The 26476-nt window shown below is 37.1% G+C and carries 19 protein-coding genes and 3 tRNA genes; 9 read left to right on the forward strand and 13 right to left on the reverse strand.

Annotated features, from left to right (window positions below; translation table 11 throughout):
* Nucleotides 1–9 precede the first annotated feature (9 nt).
* The 5 genes from B9T31_RS12785 (at nucleotide 10) to B9T31_RS12805 (ending at nucleotide 6280) form a co-directional block, all read left to right on the forward strand.
* Nucleotides 10–1848 (forward strand): extracellular solute-binding protein, encoded by a 1839-nt coding sequence (locus B9T31_RS12785; RefSeq protein ID WP_086182337.1) that lies wholly within the window; start codon nucleotides 10–12, stop codon nucleotides 1846–1848.
* A gap of 22 nt (nucleotides 1849–1870) precedes the next feature.
* Entirely contained in the window at nucleotides 1871–2935 is a 1065-nt protein-coding gene (locus B9T31_RS12790) for a microcin C ABC transporter permease YejB (RefSeq protein WP_086182338.1), read from the forward strand.
* Complete coding sequence (locus B9T31_RS12795) at nucleotides 2935–3948, forward strand: ABC transporter permease (RefSeq protein WP_086182339.1); 1014 nt, start codon at nucleotides 2935–2937, stop codon at nucleotides 3946–3948. The genes B9T31_RS12790 and B9T31_RS12795 overlap by 1 nt, the downstream gene beginning before the upstream one ends.
* The gene (locus tag B9T31_RS12800) at nucleotides 3923–5506 is read left to right on the forward strand and encodes an ABC transporter ATP-binding protein (RefSeq protein WP_086182340.1); all 1584 of its coding nucleotides are present in this window, start codon (nucleotides 3923–3925) and stop codon (nucleotides 5504–5506) included. The genes B9T31_RS12795 and B9T31_RS12800 overlap by 26 nt, the downstream gene beginning before the upstream one ends.
* Nucleotides 5507–5716: 210 nt before the next feature.
* On the forward strand, nucleotides 5717–6280 hold the full coding sequence (locus B9T31_RS12805) for a CC0125/CC1285 family lipoprotein (RefSeq protein ID WP_086182341.1): 564 nt from the start codon (nucleotides 5717–5719) through the stop codon (nucleotides 6278–6280).
* 154 nt (nucleotides 6281–6434) lie between these two features.
* On the opposite strand, the gene B9T31_RS12810 is transcribed toward B9T31_RS12805, so the two are convergent.
* The 3 genes from B9T31_RS12810 to B9T31_RS12820 all read right to left on the reverse strand — a co-directional run bounded on the left by B9T31_RS12810 (nucleotide 6435) and on the right by B9T31_RS12820 (nucleotide 6725).
* Nucleotides 6435–6510, reverse strand: a tRNA-Glu gene (locus B9T31_RS12810).
* Nucleotides 6511–6548: 38 nt separating this feature from the next.
* Nucleotides 6549–6624 (reverse strand) — tRNA-Glu (locus tag B9T31_RS12815).
* A 25-nt stretch (nucleotides 6625–6649) separates the two neighbouring features.
* Nucleotides 6650–6725: transfer RNA gene (locus B9T31_RS12820), tRNA-Glu, on the reverse strand.
* A gap of 343 nt (nucleotides 6726–7068) precedes the next feature.
* On the opposite strand from B9T31_RS12820, the gene B9T31_RS12825 reads away from it, so the two are divergent.
* On the forward strand, nucleotides 7069–8523 hold the full coding sequence (locus tag B9T31_RS12825) for a M48 family metalloprotease (protein ID WP_086182342.1): 1455 nt from the start codon (nucleotides 7069–7071) through the stop codon (nucleotides 8521–8523).
* A 243-nt stretch (nucleotides 8524–8766) separates the two neighbouring features.
* On the opposite strand, the gene B9T31_RS12830 is transcribed toward B9T31_RS12825, so the two are convergent.
* On the reverse strand, nucleotides 8767–9213 hold the full coding sequence (locus tag B9T31_RS12830; protein ID WP_086182343.1) for a GatB/YqeY domain-containing protein: 447 nt from the start codon (nucleotides 9211–9213) through the stop codon (nucleotides 8767–8769).
* 33 nt (nucleotides 9214–9246) lie between these two features.
* The gene (gene rpsU / locus B9T31_RS12835; RefSeq protein WP_001136722.1) at nucleotides 9247–9462 is read right to left on the reverse strand and encodes a 30S ribosomal protein S21; all 216 of its coding nucleotides are present in this window, start codon (nucleotides 9460–9462) and stop codon (nucleotides 9247–9249) included.
* A 146-nt stretch (nucleotides 9463–9608) separates the two neighbouring features.
* Between rpsU and tsaD the strand changes: the two genes are divergently transcribed.
* Nucleotides 9609–10634, forward strand: a complete 1026-nt coding sequence (gene tsaD, locus B9T31_RS12840) for a tRNA (adenosine(37)-N6)-threonylcarbamoyltransferase complex transferase subunit TsaD (RefSeq protein WP_086182344.1) — start codon at nucleotides 9609–9611, stop codon at nucleotides 10632–10634.
* A gap of 59 nt (nucleotides 10635–10693) precedes the next feature.
* Here the strand turns inward: tsaD and B9T31_RS12845 are convergent, their stop codons facing one another.
* The gene (locus tag B9T31_RS12845; RefSeq protein WP_086182345.1) at nucleotides 10694–11659 is read right to left on the reverse strand and encodes an Lrp/AsnC family transcriptional regulator; all 966 of its coding nucleotides are present in this window, start codon (nucleotides 11657–11659) and stop codon (nucleotides 10694–10696) included.
* Nucleotides 11660–11756: 97 nt separating this feature from the next.
* Here B9T31_RS12845 and B9T31_RS12850 point away from each other — a divergent pair, with 97 nt between their 5' ends.
* Both B9T31_RS12850 and B9T31_RS12855 read left to right on the forward strand, forming a co-directional pair.
* Complete coding sequence (locus B9T31_RS12850) at nucleotides 11757–13052, forward strand: MFS transporter (RefSeq protein WP_086182346.1); 1296 nt, start codon at nucleotides 11757–11759, stop codon at nucleotides 13050–13052.
* On the forward strand, nucleotides 13049–14398 hold the full coding sequence (locus tag B9T31_RS12855) for an amidase (protein ID WP_086182347.1): 1350 nt from the start codon (nucleotides 13049–13051) through the stop codon (nucleotides 14396–14398). The genes B9T31_RS12850 and B9T31_RS12855 overlap by 4 nt, the downstream gene beginning before the upstream one ends.
* Before the next feature lie 157 nt (nucleotides 14399–14555).
* On the opposite strand, the gene B9T31_RS12860 is transcribed toward B9T31_RS12855, so the two are convergent.
* The 7 genes from B9T31_RS12860 to dnaE form a co-directional block, all read right to left on the reverse strand.
* The gene (locus tag B9T31_RS12860; protein ID WP_086182348.1) at nucleotides 14556–14918 is read right to left on the reverse strand and encodes a hypothetical protein; all 363 of its coding nucleotides are present in this window, start codon (nucleotides 14916–14918) and stop codon (nucleotides 14556–14558) included.
* Between the two features lie 74 nt (nucleotides 14919–14992).
* Nucleotides 14993–17623: a DNA mismatch repair protein MutS gene (gene mutS, locus B9T31_RS12865; RefSeq protein ID WP_086182349.1), complete on the reverse strand. Its 2631-nt coding sequence runs from the start codon at nucleotides 17621–17623 to the stop codon at nucleotides 14993–14995.
* Between the two features lie 297 nt (nucleotides 17624–17920).
* Nucleotides 17921–19960 (reverse strand): esterase/lipase family protein, encoded by a 2040-nt coding sequence (locus tag B9T31_RS12870; protein WP_086182350.1) that lies wholly within the window; start codon nucleotides 19958–19960, stop codon nucleotides 17921–17923.
* Between the two features lie 114 nt (nucleotides 19961–20074).
* Nucleotides 20075–20986 (reverse strand): ABUW_2363 family tetratricopeptide repeat lipoprotein, encoded by a 912-nt coding sequence (locus B9T31_RS12875; RefSeq protein WP_086182351.1) that lies wholly within the window; start codon nucleotides 20984–20986, stop codon nucleotides 20075–20077.
* A 113-nt stretch (nucleotides 20987–21099) separates the two neighbouring features.
* Complete coding sequence (cysE, locus tag B9T31_RS12880) at nucleotides 21100–21909, reverse strand: serine O-acetyltransferase (protein WP_086182352.1); 810 nt, start codon at nucleotides 21907–21909, stop codon at nucleotides 21100–21102.
* Nucleotides 21909–22754 (reverse strand): RNA methyltransferase, encoded by an 846-nt coding sequence (locus B9T31_RS12885; RefSeq protein ID WP_086182353.1) that lies wholly within the window; start codon nucleotides 22752–22754, stop codon nucleotides 21909–21911. Before B9T31_RS12885 ends, cysE begins: the two co-directional genes overlap by 1 nt.
* Nucleotides 22755–22778: 24 nt before the next feature.
* A complete protein-coding gene (dnaE, locus tag B9T31_RS12890; RefSeq protein ID WP_086182354.1) occupies nucleotides 22779–26348 on the reverse strand; it encodes a DNA polymerase III subunit alpha in 3570 nt (1189 codons plus the stop codon).
* Between the last annotated feature and the right edge of the window lie 128 nt (nucleotides 26349–26476).

Raw genomic sequence — 26476 nt, forward strand, 5'->3', positions numbered from 1 at the left:
TACATATTTATGTCAAAAACTTTTGCCAAACAGTTATGTCTTGTCTTAAGTTGGATCGTCTATCCTCAAATGGCGTGGTGTGAATTACAGACCACGCCTTATATTGCATTGAATGAAATCCCCAAATATGCTGGTGCAAAGGCGTTGCCTTATGCGAATCCTCAAGCGCCTAAAGGGGGGTATATTAGTACCGCGAATACAGGTACTTTTGATAATTTAAACACCATGAATGGTAAAGGGACGCCAACCAGTGGGAATGAGTATTTATTTGATACTTTAATGGCGAAATCCTTAGACGAAGTGAGTGTGATGTATCCGCTATTGGCGGAAAAAGTTACCTATGATCCGCAAAAACCTAAATTTGTTATATTTCACTTAAATCCTAAAGCGAAGTTCAGTAATGGAAATCCACTCACTGCTGAGGATGTGAAATTTAGTTTTGATGTATTTCAACATCAGTCTAATCCTGGATTACAGACTTATTTAGCAGATTTAGATCACACTGTTGTACTATCAAAGTATCAGGTGAAAGCCATATTTAAATCAAATAATAATAAAGAAATGCCCTTAATTTTGGCTGAACTTCCTATCTATTCTAAAAAAGATTGGCAAAATAAAGACTTTACGCGAATTACCATGAAACCTATTTTAGGTTCAGGGCCGTATGTGATTGATCGTATCGACTCAGGTCGAAGCATTAGTTATAAGCGCAATCCAAATTATTGGGCAAAAGATTTACCTGTGAATCGAGGAAAATATAACTTTGATCAAATTAAAATTGTGTATTATCGTAGTCTAGATATTGCTTTTGAAGGATTTAAGTCAGGGCAGTACACGTTTCATACAGAAAATATTGCACGTAAATGGGCAACTGAATATCATTTTCCAGCTGTTAAATTAGGTTTAGTGAAACAAATGGAATTTCACCATCAAAACCCAATTACCACGCAAAGTTTTGTATTTAATACACGTAGAACACCTTTAAATGATATTCGCTTTAGACAAGCAATTAGTTATGTTTATGATTTTGAATGGCAGAATAAGGCTTTATTTTATGGGAAATATCAACGTTTACAAAGTTATTTCAGTAATAGTGAATTAGAAGCGAAAGGCAGACCTTCAGATGCAGAAATGCGGATATTAAAACCATATCTTGCAAAGTTAAACCCAGTACAAAGAGCAGGTGTATTGGCTGACTGGAAAAATCATGTTTCTGATGGCAGTGGATTTAATCGCTCTGGATTGCTCAAAGCACGAGAACTTTTGCTCAAAGCAGGATATCGTTATAACGGTGGCATATTATTAGATCCTCAAGGACAACCCGTTAAAATAGAGTTTTTGATTCATCAAGATGGTTTAACACGTACCTTAATGCCATTTGTTCGCAATATGAAAAAGATAGGAATAGCGGTGAATATTCGACAAGTGGATGTTCCTCAATATATTGAAAGAAAAAGTAATTATGATTTTGATATGACCACAGATGCAATGCCACAATCTTTAAGTCCAGGCAATGAGCAAGCGCAGCTATGGGGGAGTTTGGCAGCAGATCAGCCAAGAAACTATAATTATGCAGGGATTAAGAATCCTGTTATTGATGATGCTATTCAAGGTGTAATTCGTGCGCAAAATCGTCAAGAGTTGATCATACGAACGCGGGTGCTAGATCGATTATTAAGAGCAGGTTATTATCAAATACTCACTTATCAAAAAAATGCCTATTGGTATGCCTATTGGAATATGTATAAGCAACCTACAATAAAACCAAAACTGGCAGTAGGATTAGAATATTGGTGGAGTGATCCACGTGAGGCACAAAAAGTAGCCCAGTATTTACGAAAAAAATAATCCCAGCGAGAAGGATTGTCTGATGGGTGTATATATTTTAAAAAGATTGTTTCTCATTGTTCCTACACTATTCTTTATTTTAGTCATTAATTTTGTCGTGATTCAAATTGCACCAGGTGGTCCTGTAGAGCAAGCGATTCAGCAAATTGAAATGTCGAGAGGATTAGGAATATCTGGGGGGGAAACGGCAACAACCTCAAGCCAATATCAGGGGGCAAGAGGATTAAGCGAAGACATGATTAAACAAATTGAAGCGCAATATGGTTTTGATAAATCAGCCGTAGAGCGTTTCTGGATTATGCTTAAAGGCTATTTATCATTTGATTTTGGAACGAGTTTTTTTAAAGATAAACCTGTAACTACATTGCTTTGGGAGCGTCTTCCTGTTTCAGTATCATTGGGATTATGGAGTACATTGCTCATTTATTTGATTTCTATCCCACTTGGAATTAAAAAGGCACGCGAGCATGGTTTAATATTTGATAAAGTCAGTTCATTGCTACTTGCAGTTGGATATGCCATTCCAGTTTTTGCTTTGGCAATTATTCTAATTGTATTTTTTGCAGGCGGGTCATATTGGCAATGGTTTCCGCTACAAGGTTTAGTTTCTGAAAATTTTGCACAGCTTAGTTTATTTGAAAAAGTTAAAGATTATTTTTGGCATATGACATTGCCTTTATTTACAATGGTGATTGGCGGTTTTGCTGGTTTAACGTATTTAACAAAATATTCATTTATGGAAGAGTTAAATAAACAATATGTACTGGCTGCGCGAGCTAAAGGTCTGACAGAAAATCAAGTTTTGTATGGACATGTCTTTCGCAATGCCATGTTGATTGTTATCGCAAGTTTGCCCGAAGCACTCATTGGAATTTTCTTTGTGGGTAATTTATTTGTTGAAGTGATCTTTAATTTAGATGGCTTAGGTTTGCTCGGGTTTGAAGCAATTACGCAACGCGATTATCCCGTCATTTTTGGAACATTATTTATTTTTACTCTTATCGGGTTACTGCTCAGATTAATCAGTGATGTCATTTACCAACTCATAGACCCTCGTATTAATTTTGATTCGAGAGGTGCTAAATAATGTCACCTATTTTAAAAACACGATTGAAAAAATTTAAACAAAATAAATTAGGTTTTGTGTGTTTTATTATTTTTAGCATCATTTTTGTATTGTCTTTGGGTGCAGAGTTTATTGCAAATGATAAACCACTGGTGGTGAAATATGAGCAATCATATTATTTTCCTGTGTTTAGGGAATACCCTGAAACAGCTTTTGGCGGTGTCTTTGAGACAGAAGCAGACTATAAAGATCCAACAGTTAAAGAATTAATTCATGAAAAAGGTTGGACAATTTGGCCGGTGATTCCATTTTCATATCAAACGCCTAATTTAGATTTGGCAGTTCCTGTACCCTCGAAGCCTACTGCGCAAAACTGGCTAGGCACTGATGATCAGGGGCGTGATGTTGTTGCTCGTATTTTATATGGATTACGTATATCGCTTTTATTTGGTTTTGCATTGACTTTGGCATCGGCCTTTTTAGGAGTCAGTATTGGGGCAGTTCAGGGCTATTATGGTGGATGGATTGATTTAGTCGGACAACGTATTTTGGAGGTATGGGGAGGATTACCCATGCTTTTCATGGTCATGGTTTTGGTCAGTATGTTCACTCCCAGTATCTTTTGGTTATTCATAATTATGTTGATCTTTGGCTGGACAGCATTGGTGGGATTGGTCCGCGCTGAATTTTTAAGAGCTCGAAATTTTGATTATGTGCGTGCGGCGAGAAGCTTAGGTGTCAGCGATTCTACGATTATGTTTCGACATATATTGCCAAATGCAATGAGTTCAAGTTTATCGCAGCTTCCATTTATGCTAACTGCAAATATCACCGCCTTAACAGCTTTAGATTTTTTGGGTTATGGATTGCCACCCGAAGCGGCATCTTTAGGGGAATTGTTGGCGCAAGGACGGGATAATATTACAGCACCTTGGCTTGCATTTTCAGGCTTTTTAACTTTGGCTATTGTCTTGTCTTTATTGATTTATATTGGGGAGGCGACACGTGATGCATTCGATCCAAGACGCCAATAAACCAGTAGTTTTACAGGTTGAGCATTTGAAAATTCAAAATGAACAGCATGTTTTACTTCAGGATTTAACATTTACACTGCATGCAGCTGAAACTTTAGCTTTGGTCGGTGAAAGTGGTTCAGGAAAATCAATCAGTAGTTTGGCACTTTTAGGGTTATTACCGAGTACATTAGAAATTACGGGTTCTGCACAATTTAATGGTCAAGATTTATTTGAAATAACAGAAACACAAAAGCGCCAAATCCGTGGAGCTAAAATTGCCATGATTTTTCAAGAACCGATGACGGCACTCAATCCGTTACATCGGGTAGAAAAAATTATTGGTGAAAGCTTGTGGTTAAATGGGTGGTCAAAAACAAAGGCGCAAGAACGAATTATTCAGCTTTTAACTGATGTCGGTATATCTGAACCTGATGAAAAATTAAAACGTTATCCACATGAATTGTCGGGCGGTCAGCGCCAACGTGTCATGATTGCAATGGCTTTGGCTTTAGATCCAGATATTCTTATTGCCGATGAACCTACAACAGCATTAGATGTCACTTTACAAGAGCAAATTTTGACTTTATTAAAATCATTACAAGAACAACGAAACATGGCGATGATTCTAATTAGTCATGATTTAAATCTGGTAAAGCATTATGCAGATCAAGTGATTGTTTTGAATAAAGGTCAAGTGGTTGAGACAGGTTGTGTTCTAGATATATTTAATCATCCGCAACAAAATTATACTCAAAATTTATTAAATCATAATTTTGGTGAAGCTTTAGCTCATCAAGCATATCCTGAACTTTTGAAACTTATAGAACTAGATGTAAAGTTTCCAATTAAAAGAGGCTTATTCAATAGAACTGTAGATTATTTTGTTGCGATAGAGCCACTGAGTTTAGCTTTAATGCAGGGAGAGTCTATTGGTATTGTTGGAGAGAGTGGTTCTGGAAAAACATCATTGGCATTGGCAATTGCACGTTTAATCAATAGTCACGGTCAAATTATCTTGAATAATATCGAATTGAATCAGTTGTCTGAAAAAAAGTTGCGACCTCTAAGATGTCAATTTCAAATGGTTTTTCAAGATCCGTTTAGTAGTTTAAACCCCCGTTTAAATGTAGAGCAAACTATTGCAGAAGGTTTATATTTTCAAAAACTTTCTAAACAAGATATTGAACAGCGGATCAACTATATACTCGAAAAAGTTGAGTTATCAGTAGATTTTAAAAGCCGATATCCACATGAATTGTCAGGTGGACAAAGGCAACGTGTTGCTTTGGCACGTGCACTTATTTTACAGCCTCAACTTTTAATTTTGGATGAACCAACTTCAGCATTAGACCGAACCACACAGCAAGCCATTGTTAAACTTTTAAGGCAGTTGCAAAAAGAATTCCAAATTGGTTATATATTTATTAGTCATGATTTAAAAGTGGTTAAAGCATTATGTCAAAAAGTTTTGGTACTAAGACATGCAAAAGTGGTCGAGTTTCAAGAAACTGAACAGTTGTTTAAGTCCCCTAAAACTGAATATACGCGTCAATTAATTGCAGCAAGTCAATATTAATGGATTGGATGTGGAGTGATATAGGATGGTTGAATAATATTTTTATCATTATGTATTTTATATCACTATTATTATATTTTTCGAAGTTTATATCATATTTTTCGCATGAAAATAAATAATCTCTTATTGTTTTATGATTTAAATGAATTATAGAATCTTAAAGTTAAAAGTTATATGAATTTTATTTGATTATTATAAGCGAGGAAAATAATGAAGAAGTTAATTCCAGCATCAATTGCATTAGCACTTGTGATGACAATGAGTGGTTGTGCGATTACACCAACTCAACCATTAACCTTTAATCAATTAGGTGAATTTTCTGCTTATCCTTTAAGTAAAGAATCTTTCCGAATTTCTTATAAAGCACGTGATAGTGTAAGTTATTCGCAAGCTCAAAATATTACTTTGGTCAAAGCGGCTCAAACTGCAGTTTTAAATGGTTATCAATATTTTACCATTTTAAACGGTCCAACTACGGTAAATAGAAAGCCTCAATCTGAAGTTGTGTATCCAAATGCAGGATGGGGGGCTGGACCATGGGGTCCATGGGCTGGTTTTGGACCAGGATGGAGCGATCCTTTCTATGGTGTACCGCAAACGATTCGTACAGGTTCGGCTGAAATTGCTTACAATATTGAATGCTATCAAAATGAAAAAGATGCACCAGCAAAAGCCTATGATGCACGTTTAATTTTACAATCAATTGGTTCACAGTATGGTGTAACACCAACGGGTCAAGTGTTAACGCCTCAACCACAAGTTGCAAATAAATAATTTTTTACCTATGTGGAAGAAACATCACCTGTGGGTGATGTTTTTTTATGTATAAATAAGATTGTTATTGAGTGAGAAATAAGATAGGTAATAAAAAAACTCAAGTCATAATGCTTGAGTCTTTTCATTAATCAATATTAAATTGATCTAAATATGGCGTCCCTACGGGGATTCGAACCCCGGTTACCGCCGTGAAAGGGCGATGTCCTAGGCCTCTAGACGATAGGGACAAAAGAAGTAATGTATTTTAAAACCATCTTATATTAAATGGCGTCCCTACGGGGATTCGAACCCCGGTTACCGCCGTGAAAGGGCGATGTCCTAGGCCTCTAGACGATAGGGACTTAATAAAAAATTACTTCTGAAAATTGGCGTCCCTACGGGGATTCGAACCCCGGTTACCGCCGTGAAAGGGCGATGTCCTAGGCCTCTAGACGATAGGGACGTTTCAGAGGTGGGCGTATATTAGGGCGAAAATGAGAGGGTGTCAAACGCTTTTCAGCAAAAAAAACAGACTTAGGAAACGTTTGCATAAAAATAAAACAAATCATGCTTTTTGGTATAAAAATAAAGCAGTATATTGATTAAAATAGAAGTTTTAAGAGATTTATCTTATGATGTTATTTATTACATGAATGGATTTGAAAAAATAATTTAAGCGAATTAGAAATGAAGTTGATTCAGTAATGCATTTATCAATAAAATATGTTAACACTTCATTGCATTTTTATACTTTATTCAATGGTATATTGGCAATTTAAAACCACAAAAATAGACGAGGAAGAATATTGAAAGGTTGGATAATCGCTTGTGGTTTAGGTTTATTGGCATCGTCATCAACTTTTGCGCAAACTACGAATACAACAAATCCTTTTTCTTATGTTCCAAAATTTGAAGTTCCTGAAATAGGGAGCGGCATTGGTTTCTTGGATAAACAACGAGAAGCGCAAATTGGTGCACAGGTTTATCGGCAAGTTTATCGCGTAATGCCAGTGATTCAAGATCCTTGGTTGGAAGATCAATTATTTTCGACTTTTTCTCAGTTATTAACTCAAACACAATTAGGGAAACCCATTGGGTTATTATTGATTAATGATAAGCAAATTAATGCATTTGCAGTACCTGGTGGATTATTTGCATTAAATGCTGGATTAATTACGCATGCACGTAATTTAGATGAAGTGGTCGGGGTGATGGCACATGAGGTTGCTCACGTCTCACAGCGACACTACAGTCGCTCTCAGGAAGCTTTTAAAGGGCAAGGTTTACTTGCTTTGGCTGGGATTGTTGTTGGTGCATTAATCGCGACTCAAGGTGGGGGGGATGCAGGTGCAGCAGTGATGCTCGGTTCACAAGCGGCTTTAATGGATAAACAACTTAATTATAGTCGAAATCAAGAGCGTGAAGCAGACAGAATTGGTATGCAGTACATGTACGCGCTGGGCTATAACCCACAAAGTATGGCAGATTTTTTTGAAGTGATGCATCGTGAATCAAGTCGTGTTAGTTTTTTACCAGACTTTTGGTTGACACATCCTCTAACGTCAGAACGTATGAGTGAAGCAAGACTTAGAGCAAATCAATTGCCGAAAATTCATAAGCCAACTAATCAAGAAGATTTTGATATATTAAAGCTATATACCTCGGTTTTATCTAATCAAGCAACAGAACAGCAATTATTATCGGTTGCACAACAAAATAGTTTTGCAGGAAAAATTGCTTTATCGACTTATTATTTGAAGTCTGGTGATTATGTAAAGTCTCAGCAAGCACTGAATGATGCAATGTCACAAGGAAAAAAACATAACTTAATTCCACTCGTGCAAACTGATATTTATTTAGGGCAAAATCGCCCAGATTTAGCCTTAAGCACGATTCAATCTATTGCAAAAGTAACACCTGAAAATAGAGCGCTTAATTATAAGTTAGCGGAAGTTTATATTCGTCTGAATCAACCACTAGAAGCACAAAATATTGTGCAGAAGTTTGTGCAGAAAAACCCACAAGATGTACAAGGGTGGGAGTTAATGCAATATGCTGCAAATACAGATAAGTCTAATCCTTTACATGCTGTAAATGTACTTAGATACAGAGCAGAAGCCCAATTTTGGTCTGGTTGGGAGCAAGAGGCGGTTAAATCATTATTGCAAGCACAGCGTATTAGTAAAGACAATAAATCTATGGCTGCAACCTTGAAGAAGCGTATTGCTGAAATGCAAGGAGATATTACGGCAAAGGTCTAGATCAAATATTTTTATATATCATTCAAAGTATGGGTATTTTTCAGAAGTTCAAGTTATTGATCTCGAAGAGATTTACTCAAGACTATATGATTAAGATTGAACGTAATGAATGGATTTATTTAGAATCCATGGTGATTTGAATACATTGAAGAGAAATCGATTTTTATTGATGAATAAAATTTAGTTTACCGAGACGATTGAACTGCTTTTATGGCAGTTCAACGTAATAGGAGCTGAAGATTATTAAGCGAGTTTTGCTTTAATTTTAGCAGAAACTTGAGCAGGATCGGCGCGCCCGGCTATGAGCGGACGCAGAGAGTTCATCACCTTACCCATATCTTTCATGCTAGTAGCTTCTTGCGCAGTAATTGTTTGCGCAATGATGGAATCAAGTTCTTCCTCAGTCATAGCTTCTGGTAGAAATTGAGATAACACCTCAACCTCGGCTTGTTCCTTACTAGCTAAATCTTCTCGACCAGCACCTTCGAAGGCTTTGATCGATTCTTTACGTTGTTTAATTTGCTTTTCAATGACCGCAAGAACTTGTTGATCGTTAAGTTCAATACGATCATCGACTTCAATTTGCTTAATTGCTGCTTGCAGACCACGTATGACCGTTAACTTATTCATTTCTTTAGCACGCATTGTTGCTTTTAAAACTTCAGTTATTTGGTTTTTTAAAGTCGTCATTATTTATTCCAAGCAGTCAATCACAAATTAATTTTAGTAAAGACGTGTAGTACGAACTGATTCGCGAGCCAATTTCTTTTGGTAACGTTTTACAGCAGCAGCTTTTTTACGTTTACGTTCTTGAGTTGGCTTTTCATAGAATTCACGTTTACGAACGTCAGCTAAAACACCCGCTTTTTCGCAAGAACGTTTAAAACGACGGATAGCTACGTCTACTGGTTCGCCTTCTTTCAATTTAACTTGTGGCATGAAGAATCCTCATTAAGTTATGGATAAGATCTCAGGCAAAATTACCTGTGATCACAAGTGAAGGTCAGTATTTTACTCATTTACATCTCATATCACAAGTCTATAATAGCAACTGCATAAAATTGAGATAGGTTATAGGCAGTTTAATGATCGTTTTGGGCTTGGAAACTTCGTGTGATGAGACAGGACTTGCACTGTATGATAGTGAGCAAGGCTTACGCGGACAGGTATTGTATAGCCAAATTAAACTGCATGCAGAATATGGGGGGGTTGTCCCAGAGCTTGCTTCTAGAGATCATGTGAGAAAATTAATTCCGTTGATTAATCAGTTACTTGAGGAAAGTCAGGTTGCAAAATCAGAAATTGATGCGATTGCTTATACTCGAGGGCCAGGTTTAATGGGGGCATTAATGACAGGTGCTTTATTTGGTCGTACTTTGGCATTTGCTTTAAATAAGCCTGCGATTGGTGTGCATCATATGGAAGGTCATATGTTGGCACCATTATTATCTGAAAAACCACCAGAATTTCCTTTTGTGGCACTTTTAGTGTCTGGTGGACATACGCAATTGATGGCAGCATATGGCATTGGTCAATATGAATTACTGGGTGAGTCGATTGATGATGCTGCTGGTGAAGCTTTTGATAAAGTTGCGAAAATGATGGGTTTACCATATCCAGGTGGCCCGAATATTTCAAAACTTGCTGACCAAGGCGATATAAATGCATTTGAATTTCCACGCCCTATGCTTCATAGAGGCCTAGATTTTTCATTTAGTGGTTTAAAAACGGCTGTATCCGTAGAAATGAAAAAATTAGGTGATGAAAATAGAGATGCAGATATTGCAGCAAGTTTCCAAGAAGCCATTGTAGATACATTAGTAAAAAAATCTGTCAAAGCATTAAAGCAAACAGGCCTAAAACGTTTAGTGATTGCAGGTGGTGTGAGTGCGAACAAGCGTTTACGTGAACGTTTAGAAGCAGATCTCACTAAAATTCGTGCTCAAGTTTATTATGCAGAGCCAGCACTTTGCACGGATAATGGTGCAATGATTGCATTTGCAGGTTATCAACGCTTAAAAGCTGGACAACATGATGGATTGGCAGTTACGACAACACCACGTTGGCCAATGACCGAACTGAGTTCTCCAACTGAAATAGCCGTAGAATAAAATATTCATGAAATAAAAAGAACCCAATAGAGGGTTCTTTTTATTTGAAATAGCCGTTTTTAATTCTGAAGATAAAATTGTGCATGACCGACTTTTCGCATAAAGCCTGCACGTTTTAATGCCAAAGTTACCATGTTGGTATTACAAGATTGAATACCTTCAAAATTACCTAAATCTTCTGTAATAAGCTTCCATAAGTCACTTAAATCTTGGCATAAAACATGCCAAAAGAATTGGGAGTCTCCACTGATTCCAAATAAACAGCGTGTGTTTTTTAATTCAGACAAAGTTTTTGCAATTCGATTGGCAGCTTCTGGACGTGCTTTAATGAGAATAATTGCTTCAGATTTAAAACCCATTAAACTTGGTTCAAAGTCAATTCGAATATTAAAAATTCCTTCTTCAAGTAGATCACTTAAAAGCTTTTGCGTTTTATGTTCACTTAGTTCGACTTGCTCAGCCAAACTTTTGATGGATGAACGGCCATCAAGTGATAAAAGATGAATAAGCTGTAATTCCGTTTCTGTTAAAGCTCGAATTTCATTTATTTTTTGCCCAGTAGCATCTACAACTTTAGGTTTGCTGGCCCAGGTAAAAGGCTTTAATACTGCTTGTGTTTCTACAGTTTTAATATCTGGAATTTGTGTCACAAAATCGTGCATCCAGATGGAAAGATCAGCTGGTTTTTCTAAACCGATTTCTAAGAAGATATCTGCAAGTCCTGTGGTTAAAAATACAATACGAACTTCAGGTCGCTGTGCAAAAAATTGAGCAATTTCTTTTTCTTTGCCAAATTTCACACTAATCCAAACATGAACTGTATACCCTTTGTTGGTAACAATTGGATTAAGTTCAACAGAAGTACGAATCACTTGATCGTCAAATAATTTACTTATTCGTCGAGAAAGTTTTTTTTCTGGAACGTCACTGATTAAACTTAATTCTCGCCACGATCCTCGTGGATTGGCAATTAAGGCATTAATGCAGGCGATATCGATATCATCGAGATTAAAAGTTTCACTCATAAAGGTTGACTTGTCTAAAAACTAAATATAATCTTATTTTAAGTCTAGAAACTAAAATACATTGTGTATTTATGTCTAAATATTAAATGAGACGCTTATGGATGAGTATAAAATGCAAAAAATAGCTTCCACCCCTAGAAATGTATCACAAAAGAAAGTCATTCTTGCAGGAACTGTAGGAAATGCAGTCGAATGGTTTGATTGGACAATATATGCAACTTTTGCAGTATTTTTTGCCAAACAGTTTTTCCCATCAGAAGATCCAACAGCTTCATTACTTGCAACGTTTGCAATATTTGCAGTTGGTTTTTTTATGCGCCCTTTGGGTGGTGTTGTGCTTGGGATATTTTCTGATCGTTTCGGCAGAAAAGCAGCACTGGCGGCAACGATTATTATGATGGCGGGCGGATCATTAATGATTGGTCTTTCTCCAACTTATGAAACGATTGGAATTTTTGCACCAATTATTCTGGTATTAGCACGATTATTACAAGGTTTATCTTTAGGTGGCGAGTTTGCTTCAGCAGCGACTTACTTATCTGAAATGGCGCCTAAAAATAAGCGTGGTTTTTATTCTAGTTTCATGTTTTTTAGTTCTGCAATTGGTATTTTACTCGCATCTAGCTTGGCATGGGCACTGACTACGATTTTGAGTGAAACTCAAATGAGTGAGTATGGTTGGAGAATTCCATTTATTCTTGGTGCTATTGGTGGTTTGGTTGGAATGTGGATTCGTAAGTCTGTTCCAGACAGCGAAATGACCCATCAAAAAGAAAAAGTGAAAAATCCACTGGCTGTATTGATAAAGAAACATCCAAAAGAAACGTTACGTATTGTCGGTATTTCAATTCTAACAACCTTCGCATTTTATATTTTTGTGGTGTATGTCCCGACCTATGCAATTAAAGTTTTAGGTGCAGATCCAAAAACGACCTTTGCGGCAAATACGATCGGGTTGATTATTTTCATGTTATGTCAGCCTTTATTTGGTTGGTGTTCAGATAAATTTGGTCGTAAACCACAACTGATTGTATTTGCTTTAGGTTATTTGATCTTTTTCTACCCAGTTATTAAGTGGATGGATGGTTCATTTACATCAATATTATTGGTTGAAATGTTTGGTTTAATTTTATACGCACTTTATACCTCAATTGGCCCTGCTGTAATGTCGGAACAATTTCCAACAGAAGTCCGTGCAGTCGGTATTGGTGCTCCATATAACTTAATGGTAGCGCTGTTAGGCGGAACAACACCATATGTATTGACATGGCTTCAAAGCATAGGTAAGCAAGACTATTTCTATTTCATGGTGTTAGTCGGTGCGGTGATTACCTTAATTACATTTATCAAGATGCCTGAAACGGCTGGGAAAGGATTGGAAGATATAAAATGAATATAATGAACTTATCTGCGCTTGAAATTGCACAAAAAATTGCAAATAAAGAGATAACTTCAGTTGATGTTGTACAATTTTATATTGATCGAATTCATGCATTGAGTCATTTGAATAGTATTTCTGAACTTTTTGAAACTGAGGCACTAGAACAAGCTCGACAAAAAGACCTCCAGATGGAATCTGGTATTTGTTTGAGCCCTTTTCATGGAATTCCTATTTTATTGAAAGATAATTTGGATGTGAAAGGGCACATCACACATGCAGGAACCGTATATTTAAATGATATTGCACAACAAAGCTGTGAACTTGTTCTGCAATTAGAGTGCTTAGGATTTGTCATTTTAGGGAAAACTAAAATGACAGAACTCGCATTTGGATTATCTGGACAAAATCCAATGCAAGGCACACCAATGAATCCATGGTCAGCGCAACAATTATCGCCAGGAGGTTCTTCTTCTGGTTCTGCTGTAGCTGTTGCAGCGGGCTTAAGTCCGCTTGCAATTGGTGGTGATACAGGTGGATCGATTCGAACACCTGCAGCGTTGAATGGCATTTTTGGATTTAAGCCATCCAGTCATAAAATTGCCGATCAAGGTGCGGTACCACTATCTGCATCTTTAGATACACTTGGTCCATTCTCACGCTTTGCAGAAGATATCACGGTACTTTATCAACTGTTAAGTGCAAGCTCATGTGAATCTGAGCAGGAAACTGATGTAATTTATTACTTAGATGAGGCTTCATTTCCTTTCCCACTTGAAGCACAAATCTTAGCAATTTGGAGAAATTTTTTACATCGATTGGAAGTACAAGGATTTAAATTACTGCCATGGGCAGTTCCAAAAAGTTTTGATTTTCAGGATTTATCCGATCGTACTTCAGATATTATTGCCTATGAAAGCTATTTATATCACGGAGAAAAAGCAGAAGACCTGCAAGCCACCATGTGGGAATTGGTACGTCAGCGTGTTTTGAGAGGTAAAGAGATCAGTCAAAGAGACTATGAAACATTGATTCAAGAGCGTGAAAAATTTCAACTGTTATTTAAACAGTCCCTGCATGGGCGAAGCCTATTATTTCCAGTCAGTCCATTTTTTGCACTTGTTTCGAGTCAAGAAGATACAGAGTTTACGCATGTTGGTGAGTATACTCGACCTTTTAATTATTTAGATGCACCCAGCTATGCTTTTCCTGTGGGTTCCAGTCAAGTCGGTTTGCCTATGGGTTTACAGCTTGTTTCTCATCAAGGGAATGATTGTGCCGTGGTTAATACAGTGCAAAAAATTGCACAGTCTATGACTATTCAAGCACCTGTTGCACCACTGTGTATTCATGAAGTTTGAAGGTAGGGATATCCAACTTGAAGTTCAACAAGTCATTTGCATGAAGATGTAATTTTAATTTGTTTGGCTTAATCGTTTAAAAAATGCGAAAGAACTCGAAGTCTTTCGCATTTTTAATTTAGATTTTAAATAATTAAAAGCCTAAAAATGAATGATATTATGCTTTAGAGATCAATCTTTTTATTCCAAGATTGCCTAAAATACCTACCTGTAAACAGAGGAAACTCAATAATAAAAGCTGCCAGAGTTGCTGTGGAATTTGTTTAAAGACATCTAAAAATAATGCAATAAATGCAACAATGAGTAAGGCTAAAATTGTTGAATGGATATATTTGTTGGATACGGCTTTTTGAGCCAGAAAGTAACCAATAATAGCAAATCCAATGAAAAATAGAGGCGTGATTAAACGCTCAAGCTGTTGTTTTTCTAAAAATTGATAACCAATCATGGTAATTAAAAATACAACTAAAATCATAGCAAAAAGTAAACTAATACCAAACGCAAAATATTTAAAACTCATAAGTCAGCATCATTATTTAGTTGATTGAAAGGAATATCGATGTAATGGCCCTCTTATAAAAGGAGGGCTATCTTTTATACTTTAAGTTGTTCTTTTAAAGCATAAAGTTGTTCAAGCGCTTGGCGCGGAGTGAGGTTATCTACATCAATAGATTGTAGTAATTCTAAAGCTGGAGATGTTTTTTCTATTTCAATAATACGTTCAAGGACTTCAGCTTGTTGCTCTTCTGCGAATAAATCATTTTGAACGGCTAGATTTATTCCTTTGTTTTGCTGGTTCTCTAAAATCTTTAAGCGATTTTGAGCCTCTTTAATGACATTGGCAGGTATTCCAGCAAGTTTAGCAACTTGTAAACCATGACTCTGACTGGCTGGTCCTGATTGGACTTTATGCAATAAAATTAAATTGCCATTCATTTCTTTGGCAGTCACATGATAGTTATCAATACCAGATTCTTTACTTAATTCAGTTAATTCAAAGTAATGTGTTGCAAATAAACATAAACATTTAATGCGTTTGGCTAAATCTAAAACACAAGCCCAAGCTAAAGATAGACCATCATAAGTACTAGTTCCACGCCCAACCTCATCCATTAAAACTAAAGATTGATTGGTCGCATGATGTAAAATTTGCGATGTTTCTGTCATTTCAACCATAAAAGTTGATTTACCAGTAGATAAATCATCTGCAGATCCAATACGGGTGAATATTCGATCAATTGGTCCTAATGTTACTGCTTGTGCAGGGACAAAACTTCCACAATATGCCAGTAAAGTAATTAAAGCTGTTTGGCGCATGAAGGTCGATTTACCCCCCATATTGGGACCCGTAATAATAGCCAAACGATGATTAAAACTGAGTGAGGTATTATTGGGAGTAAATGCAGTTTTGCTTAATAATTCGACGACTGGATGGCGACCAGCTTGAATTTGAATTCCCATTTCAGGGCTGAATTCTGGTCGAGTCCAGTTTTTTTGGCGAGCTTGAAAGGCAAAATTGGCAATTAAGTCGATTTGAGCGACTGAGCTGCTCATCATTTGAAGTTGTGCAATATCTTCACGTAATTCTTCAAGAAGCATTTCAAAAAGCATTTTTTCACGTGCTAGTGCGCGAGACTCACTGGAAAGTACTTTATCTTCAAATAATTTAAGTTCAGGTGTGATGTAACGTTCAGCATTTTTTAAGGTTTGACGACGAATATAATGTTCAGGTGCTTGAGAGGCTTGACCACGGGTCAGTTCAATATAATATCCACTGACACGATTATAACCAATTTTTAAATTATTGATGCCAGTGGTTTCACGCTCTTTTATTTCTAAATCAATTAAGAATTGCCCAGCATGATCCCGTATTTTTCGCAATTCATCCAATTCAGAATCAAAACCTTCTGCAATTACATTGCCATCTCGGAGTAAAACAGGTGGATTTTCAACGATGGCAGATAAGAGTCTTTGATGAAGTCCACCAAAGTCACCTAATTCATCATTAAGTTGATGGATTAATCCAGTTGTTTTATCCTTTAGAATGGGCTGAATCGCGTGCCGTAAAAATGGAATTTGTGCACAGGCTTGTCGAAGTTGCACTAAGTCTCGTGGGCGAGCGCTGCCTAATGCGATACGACTTAAAACACGTTCAATATCGCTTATTTCTTTTAATACGAGTCGTACAGGTGATTCATGGTAGCCTGCAATTAAAAGTTGGATTGCATCTAAGCGTGCATCTAAAATTGCGGTATCACGTAAAGGCTGCATTAATGTTCGGCTGAGTAAACGACCTCCCATTGCCGTTTGGCAGTCATTAATCAGTTGAAATAGTGATGTTCCATGTTCAAATAGCGGAACAATTAATTCTAAATTACGACGCGTGACAGGATCTAAGGCAATAAAGTCACTACTTTGTTCTAATTGAATAGATCGAATATGAGGCAAAGCAGTTTTTTGGGTTTCTTTTGCATAGTGAATTAAAGAAGCTGCTGCCGCTTTTGCAAGGGGGAGATGATCTATACCAAAACCAGAAAGCGTTGCTACAGACAATTGATCACATAAGGTTTTTTGTGCATTATTTAAGTTAAAATCGACATTGGGACGTTTTGTTATAGGACATTCGATTTGTTTTTTAATGCTTTCAATAATATTTTGATCGACAATATCTTCATCAATTAAGAGTTCACTTGGCATGATTCGAGCCAGTTCAATCATGAGCTGTTCTGGCTGGTATTCTTGTTGTTGAACTTTGAAAATACCAGCACTTAAATCTAATAACGCAATACCAATTTGATTTTGCTGAATACAAATCGCAACGAGATTTGAACTTTGATGCGCATTAAGTAAAGCATCATCGGTAAGTGTTCCTGGTGTGATAATTCGAACAACGCCGCGTTCAACAGGTCCTTTCCCTGTAACTTCTCCAAGCTGTTCACAGATAACAACAGTTTCTCCTTTTTTGACTAAACGAGCCAAATAGCCTTCAGCAGCATGAAAAGGGACACCAGCCATCGGGATAGGGTCACCATTGGCTTTCCCGCGATGCGTTAAAGTAATCCCTAAAAGTTTAGCCGCTTTGTGTGCATCTTCAAAAAATAGCTCATAAAAGTCACCCATACGATAAAACATTAAAGAATGTGGATGTTGAACTTTTACAGACATGTACTGTTGCATCATTGGGGTAAGCGTTGAAAAATCAGTCATGTGCGCAGCAAAGTTCATGTATGGAGAATCCTATAAAAATCAGCTTGATCAAGATTGAAAAAAGAAATGGGCATGCAATGCAAATATAGCATTCAATTAATTGCCGAATGATTTTAACAAAATAAAAAATAATGAGTTTGAAAAAATGCTAAATTTAATCATTTAATTGTTCTATATAGCATGAAATGATACATAGATACTATGTGCGTTATTAAAATGATGATACATGGATATAACACTTTTGAATTATTTTATCTTAACAGCTGATAGATCACGCGCAATGTAGTGTGTACAACATTACGCATGATTTGAGTATTATTTTTTAATGGTTGGATTAGTTATCGATTGTTGATTAAGCTCTGTTAGATGAAGTCGTAAAATTCTACGTAATTCTAATACCGCTTCAGGTGTTTCTTGAATGGAGTGTCCACCATGAATAATCTTTTCAGATAATGCGCCATCTAAATGAGCGCTGCTATAGGGCACTATTCCATCATTAATGATTTCAGGATCTGTACTATTGGTAATATTTCCCATAATACTGTGAAATTTAAGACCTTTACGAGGTTGAATATCTTTTGTTATTGCTGTGAAATCAGAATTTTTACTTAAATCACTGGGTCCATTTTGTATCAGTCCATATCCAACATCTTTACTAAAATCTTTAATATTAATTTCACCTTGTAACGTATCGGCAAACGCATTGAGGAAGGCAACAGGAAGACGAATCACTTTTCGTAATGCACGAGTGAACCAACGGTCTGCATAAGCCGTTCCTCTATGAGGCGCCGATAGAAATACAGCACGGCTAAAGTAAGGCAAAGGTTCAATTTCAAGTCTGGCTTGGAACAAAGAATCCGTTTCAATTTGCACTGTACGTTTTTTACTACTCGTCAGCTCCATTGCTTTATGTTTAAGATCTGCTTGACTCACCAGTAAACGAGAAATAATGCCGCCCATACTATGACCAACAAGAACGGCATCTTTATAGGCCGAGTCTTTTGCGTCGACCAGTTCAAAACCTTGTTGAATGATGGCATTAATTTGATAACGGCTTTCTAATATGGGCATATTGGTCGAATAAAATACTTGCCAAATTTGATAATGATCACGTAAAACACTATCGCCCATAATATCATTGGTTAATCGAATCCATGCTTCTGGACTGCTGGCTAAACCATGAATTAAAACAATGACTTTTTTATTGGGATTATAGGGCTCTAGCATATAAAGATGTGGCATAGTTAAATTTTCATCTCGATCGATGAGCGTTAAATATGCTGCTTTATTGAGATTATTTTCTGCAAGCCATAGTCCATAGGGTGCAGAAAAATTTGCTGCAAGCGGGTAGGTTTTACCTTCAATTTTGGTTTGATCATATAAATAGGGATTAAATATTTTTAATTGAAATTCAGTTTGATTCAGAATATCTTTTTGCGATGAAGGTTGAGTCGGTTCAGCCGTAATTGTGGTTGCTAAGTATCGAGCAGGATGTAAATTGGGGTTACCACCTTCAGGGTACTTATAATGTAATGGGTCCACAATATATTTAGTTTTATCGCCTAAATCATTTTTAGTTTCATCTGATAAAACAATGAGAAATTCTGAGCCAAATCCATCACGACGAATGATTGAGCGTAAGCCTGAAAAGTTCATATTGTAGCTAGGCGTCAGTTGTTCAATGGAATCCCCAGTTTTACTTTTTAGCATATGGGAGTGTTCATAATTGACTTTATACGTACTATCGCCAATTTTGAGTTCATGAATTGATTCTTTGGTGCTATGTCTCATCGTATAGACTTGAACTAATTCAGCGATCGCTTGATTGTAGAAATCGCGAATTTGAACTTGTCTGTTATCAAAGATACGATCTTCGGGTTGACGTTCAGTTTTAAATAAATAGGCATAACTATATCGAATACTTTGATCAAGCATCGCGAGTTCTTCATCTAGGCATTTTTCATAAATTTCTTTTTCAGCTGCTTGTTTTTCTAAAGATTTATGATGACTCAAAATGCTAGTTTTACAGTTTGATGAAGCTTTAAGCGCTTGTGCTTTTGCAAGATATAATTCACTTGCGGTAGAAAGCATCATTTCGTTGGGGATTTCAGAGATACCTTTAATTTCATCAACACAAGATTTAGGCTGATCTGAACAAATCTTAGCATCTTTACCTGCCATAGAAAGAACGTTTAAACTTGCTTCACTGAGCTTATTACGTGAAATAATGCTCTCACGTTCATTGGCAATACTGACATTGAAAGCTTGTTGCTTTACGCTAACGACCTGACATCCTGCGCTGAAAATAATCGTGCCAAAAAGACTAAATAATGTTAGTTTTTTTATGGAATTCATTATGAATTTATCTAGATGACTGCTTCAATCCATAATACGATGATTCTTTTAATTTTCAATTATAAAAATAAAAAAAAGATCGATAAACGATCTTTTTTTTGAACACTATTCTCGTTATTTAGGCGCTAAAACTTGCCAAACATTCCAACGATTTTGAGTTTGTACCTCTTTAATCAAACGATCGGCAACTTGTGCTTCTTGAGGAAATTTGATTTTGTAATTATTGAGCATTTGAATGGCATTTTTCTTTTGTTCTAAGGCTAAATAATTATTGACTGAAACTAAATATGCCTCTTGAACGCCACCACTCATTGCTTTATCTAAGTATTGAATCGCTTCACGTTGACCGCCGCCTTCGGAAAGTCCAAAACCAAACCAAAAGTTCGTTTCAGGATCATTTCTATCTATTTTTAATAGGCGTTGCGCATAAGTCAAAGATTTCGTGGTATAAGCGGCACCTAAATCTAAGTTTCGGCCTAATACACTGGCTTTGAATGCGCGTATTAATACATCATAAGATGCATTATTGTTTGCGGCTAACTCATCAAGTTGAGTACTCACTTGTCTGAGTTTTCTTTCTAATCCACGACGTTCTTGGCGATTAGTATAACGAGGCGGATAGTGGCGTGCTTGACCTTCTAAAGTTTGCAAGAGCTCATCAATCTCTGTCACATCCAATTCATTGGCAGTGGCTAAAACAGCATATTTCATTGAACGAGTTTTGCTATTAACTGTTGGAATAATTAATAGATTTTTATCTAATGTAATTTTCTGCGATGGATTACTTGGATTTGCAACTATCATTTTCGCAACAGGCTGTATTGACGCTTTTAGAAGATTGGCTTCAAATACTGGTGGTGCACTGTAGTCGAATGGGTTATATGCGTAAAATGGTGCTGAAAGATCTGGTTCTGTAAATATAATAGAGTCTTTGGTGATTACGGCAGGCGTATTATCTGGAGCTTTAGTCGCACATGCAGTTAAAACAGAAACGCTAAGTAAGGCTATTGCCAAAGGCTTAAGCATAGTAATGATCTTCCAATAATTTTTTCTTGAATATAGGGTTTTGCACATTAGCCAGTCTAAAAAATGTCTGACTAACATGCAAGTAATAGGATGTTAAATCACGTGAAAATCTTTCACGCTTTAGATTGCTGACTTTGCGCTTCGCATTCACGTCTGACATCTTCAATAATTTTTAATTCTTCTTGGCTAAATGGATGTTCATTTAACACTTGCTGCGTAAATGTCGGATCTAATAACGACAAACGCTGACATAAATTATTCATACGTTTTTCATTATATTGAATTCGATCGAGTAAGACACGCATACCTTCAAGCATCGGATCAGATTGATCTTGTGTTGCTGCATAGGGTTGGAAGCCAATACTTTCAGCATAATCTCGACGACGTGATTCTTCATCATCTTTCGGTTTATCTTTAGTAATGAAACGCGCAGGATTACCAACAGCTGTGGTGTTAGCAGGCACGCCTTTGGTGATGACAGCATTTGAACCTACTTTGGAGTTTTTTCCAATCGTAAAAGGTCCTAATATTTTGGCACCAGCACCAATAACAACGCCATCTTCAAGTGTTGGATGACGTTTGCCTTTATTCCATGTTGTACCTCCTAAGGTGACACCATGGTAAAGCGTAACATCATCACCAATTTCAGCAGTTTCTCCAATCACGACACCCATACCATGATCAATGAAAAAACGTCTACCAATTTTTGCACCAGGATGTATTTCAATGCCTGTTGCAAAACGGCTGAAAGAGGATAATAAGCGTGCAGAGCCTTTACAGTCTTTTTTCCATAACTCATGCGCCACACGATGCATAAGTAATGCGTGAATGCCTGGATATGTAGTTAAGACTTCAAGAGTATTTCGTGCAGCGGGATCGCGCGCGAAGACAGCTTGGATATCTTCTTTGAGCTGTTTAAGCATTATTGATGATCCTTTTCCTGACCAATTTTTTCAGTTTTTTTCCACGTACCGTTATTGAGCGCTTGTACACGACTAAAAATTCCGCGGAGTAAATGATATTCCATACGATCTAATTGTATACGTCCAAAAAGGCGACGCAAGCGTAATGGTAATAATCTTGGATTTCTAGGATCTAAAAACTCAATTTCGGCTAACATTTTTTCAATATGCGGATAAAATTGTTCCATTTGTTCGTGAGTAACAAGTGGTTCATCCCATTGCATATCTTCAGTTTCAGTGACATGCATATTGGCATTAGAATCAGTTTCTTTACCAATAATGTCAATAGCTGACATGCGTAATTCATAACAAATCACTTGAATAGCTTGAGCAACATTGAGTACACCGTAAAGATCATTGACTGGAATGGTCAGATGATAATTCGCCAAAGCCAATTCTTCATTGGTTAAACCACGATCTTCACGACCAAATACAATTGCAATTTCTTGTTGATGATTTACCACAGCATCTAAGGCTTTTACAGCAGCAGGGCGGACATCTAATAATGGCCAAGGAATGGTTCTGCTTCGTGCACTGGTTCCAAAAACCAGATGACAGTCTTTAATTGCTGCTTCAAGGGTTTCAACGATTTGAATATTTTCAATTAAATCTGTTGCACCTGCTGCTAATGCATCAATATCTGGATGTGGATAAGTTTTTGGGGCAACGAGTGTTAATTGAGATAACCCCATGGTCTTCATCGCACGTAATGCACTACCAATATTGGCAGGTAAGGTGGTATTCACCATGACAATACGCACATGGGAGAGATGTGCAGATACAGCTGCATTGTCAACTTGACTCATAATGGATCCAAAAATAATTTTTAATTAGGAATATTGATTGATATCCGCTTGATAGAGGTCCATGGCATCATCCATAGAAACACCTTCAGGCGGAGGTGGAATATAGGTCGGCTTAGCTTCGTCATAGCTGACTGCTTTAGCGGCTTTGGATTTTACGTGATATTCGACATGAATAGACTCTTTTCCAAAATAATCGCGTAATTTAGAAAGAACTTCATCGAGTGGTGCAATTTTCCAAGCTATACCTAACTGTATTTCTGCTGATGCATAAGGGAAGTCGACACTAAGGAGAACTGGAATATGCGTGCTCATATCAACATTCGTATAGGGCTGAAGAATTTTTACTAAATCTTTACTTAATGTTTTACTTAGATGTTCAGTGGTCAGTTTAATACGAATACTATTGGCTCTTTTTTGACGTATTTCATTGATACTAAATGCTTTTGTTAAACGACCTGAAGGGCGGTCAAAACCTTCTCGTTCATAAATCTCACCTTCAAGAACAATGACTTCTTCATTTTTGATGATATCTTTGAACCGTTGAAAGCGTTCATGATTAGATGAGACTTCAATACGTGCAGTACCATCATCTAACGTGATCATCATGCGATTGGGGAAGTTTGCAACATCAACGACTAATCCAGCAAATACAGTGGTCACCCCACGACGTGTTGGTGTTAATTCATTAATACGCTGCGAAATAAAAAATTTTAATTCAGGGCGATAAACATCAATTGGATGACCTGTTAAATATAAGCCTAAGGTATCCTTTTCACCTTTTAATCGAACTTCATCTGACCATGGTTTTACAGGTTTTGCAGGTTTACGCTGGACCTCTGCAACTTCACCAAACAAATCCATGATGCCTGTTTCACGGTTTTGACGCGCTTGATCTGCAGCTTGTACCGCTTCAGGAAGTTGTAGCATTAAACTTGAACGTTCAATGCCTAAGCAATCCAGTGCGCCCGCACGAATTAAAGCTTCAAGTGTTCTTTTATTAATTTTCTTCAAATCAATACGATGGCAAAAATCAAATAAGTCTTGATATGGTCCATCTTGAATACGTGAATCAATTACAGATTGCATGGCTGCTTCACCCACGCCTTTAATTGCACCTAAACCATAGACAATGGTGTGAGGATTACTGGCATGGAAATGATATAAGGACATATTGACAGATGGGGGTAAGACTTCAAGTTTATTGTTACGACAGTCGTCAATCAAAAATACAACATTATCGGTATTCTGCATTTCCGATGACATTACTGCAGATAAAAATTCAGCAGGATAATGTGCTTTGAGCCATGCAGTTTGATAAGCAACAAGAGCATATGCAGCAGCATGGGATTTGTTGAATCCATAGCCTGCGAATTTTTCCATATAGTCAAAGATATGATTGGCAGTATCTGTGTCAATATCTTTGTGAGCTGCACCTTCAATAAAGATCTGGCGCTGTTTCACCATTTCTTCGGGCTTTTTCTTCCCCATCGCACGACGAAGTAAGTCTGCGCCCCCTAAGGTATAGCCCGCACAGAATTGTGCAGATTGCATGACTTGCTCTTGATATACCATAATGCCATAGGTTGGCTCTAATACTTTTTCAAGCAATGGGTGTAAATATTCAAACTCTCCACCATGCATACGATGGATAAAGTCTGGAATAAGGTCCATTGGACCTGGGCGATATAATGATACAAAGGCAATAATTTCTTCAAATTTACTTGGGCGAGCTTCTTTAAGCATCTTTTTCATGCCCACGGATTCAAACTGAAATACCGCAGTCGTATTTGCTGTTGCAAATATTTCATAGGCTTTAGGGTCATCTAAAGGAATATATGAAATATTAATTGCTTCTTTTGTATCTGGGCGTGCATTGATATGTTGAATGGCATCTTCAATAACGGTTAAATTTCGAAGACCTAAAAAGTCAAATTTAACTAATCCAGCAGATTCAACATCATCTTTATCAAATTGAGCAACGCGTGATGTGCCATCAGCCTCACAAAGTACTGCAGAATAGTCTGTAAGTTTGGTCGGTGCAATGACTACACCACCAGCATGTCGACCTGTATTACGTGTAATCCCTTCAAGTTTCAGGGCCATTTCCCAAATCTCAGCAGCATCATCATGATCTGGATTGGATGGGTTGGTAACAATGTCTTTAAGCTGAGGTTCTGCTTCAATCGATTCTTCTAAGCTCAATCCCAAAGGTTTCGTTGGGATCATTTTTGAAATACGATCTGCTAAACCATAGGATTTACCTAATACACGAGCAACATCTCGAATGGCACCTTTTGCTGCCATGGTACCAAAGGTTGCAATTTGTGAAACTGCTTCTCGACCATAAGTGCGTGCAACATAATCAATCACACGATCTCGACCCGCGATACAAAAATCGACATCAAAATCGGGCATAGATACACGTTCAGGATTTAGAAAACGTTCGAAAAGTAAATCGTATCGTAAGGGATCAAGGTCGGTAATTTTTAAACTATAGGCAACTAATGAACCCGCACCTGAACCACGCCCAGGTCCGACAGGCACCTCATTATTTTTTGACCACTGAATGAAATCCATGACAATCAGGAAATAGCCAGGAAATCCCATATCTAAAATAATTTTAATTTCAAATGCTAAACGTTCATCATAGGGTTGGCGAATTTCAGACCAGTTTTCACTGCGCTGCGCAACAGGGAAAAGAAATGCTAATCGTTCTTCTAAACCTTCTTTGCATAGATGTGCAAAGTAAGTTTCAATGGTGTGCCCATCTGGAATTGGATAATCGGGTAAATCGTGAAAGCCTAAACGTAGTGTGACATTACAGCGCTGGGCGATATAAAATGTATTTTCAATCGCTGTTGGAATATCTTTAAATAATTCAGACATTTCTTCTGCAGATTTGAAATATTGTTCAGGACTATAGCTTTTAGGGCGACGGTTATCACCCAGTACATAACCATCTGCAATACAGACACGCGCTTCGTGGGCTTCATAATCATCACGGACTAAAAAGTGTACATCGTTATGGGCAACGACCCCAATATTATATTTTGTAGCCAGTTTTACTGCTTCAAAAATAAAATCTTCCTCACCAGGGCGATCTGTCCGAGTTAAGGCTAAATAAACGCGATTTCCGAATTTCTCGATCCATTCCTCAAGCAAAGGTTCTGCTTTTTGCGGGTTGGATGTACAGAGCATTTTACCGACATCACTTTGCATTCCTAACAAAACGATTAAATCTTCATGTTGTTTTAGAATCCATTCTTTTTGCACACATGGAATATCAAGTTGTTGTCCACTGATATAGCCTTCAGAGACTAATTCAGTTAAATTTCGCCAGCCTTGATTACTCATAGCAAGTAAACTAATACGGTGCTCAGCATCATTGAGACGAATAGCTGATCCTAAAATAGGTTTAATCCCTTTATCTAAGCATTTTGTATAGAATTTTACCGCAGCATGTAGATTTGATAAATCTGTGAGCGCTAAAGCAGGCATCGCATCATTCGCAGCAGCTTTAATTAAACTCGGTATCCTTACGATAGATTCCGTAATTGAAAATTCTGAGTGAATACCAAGATGTACAAAGTGCATAAATGAGTTCCTGAGATAACTATTGTTATTTTAGCATGCTCTACGTCAAGTCATCGGCTAAAATTTGGCTGATCCAATCTAAATGTTGGTTTGACAACAAAAAGAATCATCAGCCTGATTCAAAGAGG

The organism is Acinetobacter sp. ANC 4558 (assembly GCF_002135375.1).
In the GTDB taxonomy this organism is placed as follows: domain Bacteria; phylum Pseudomonadota; class Gammaproteobacteria; order Pseudomonadales; family Moraxellaceae; genus Acinetobacter.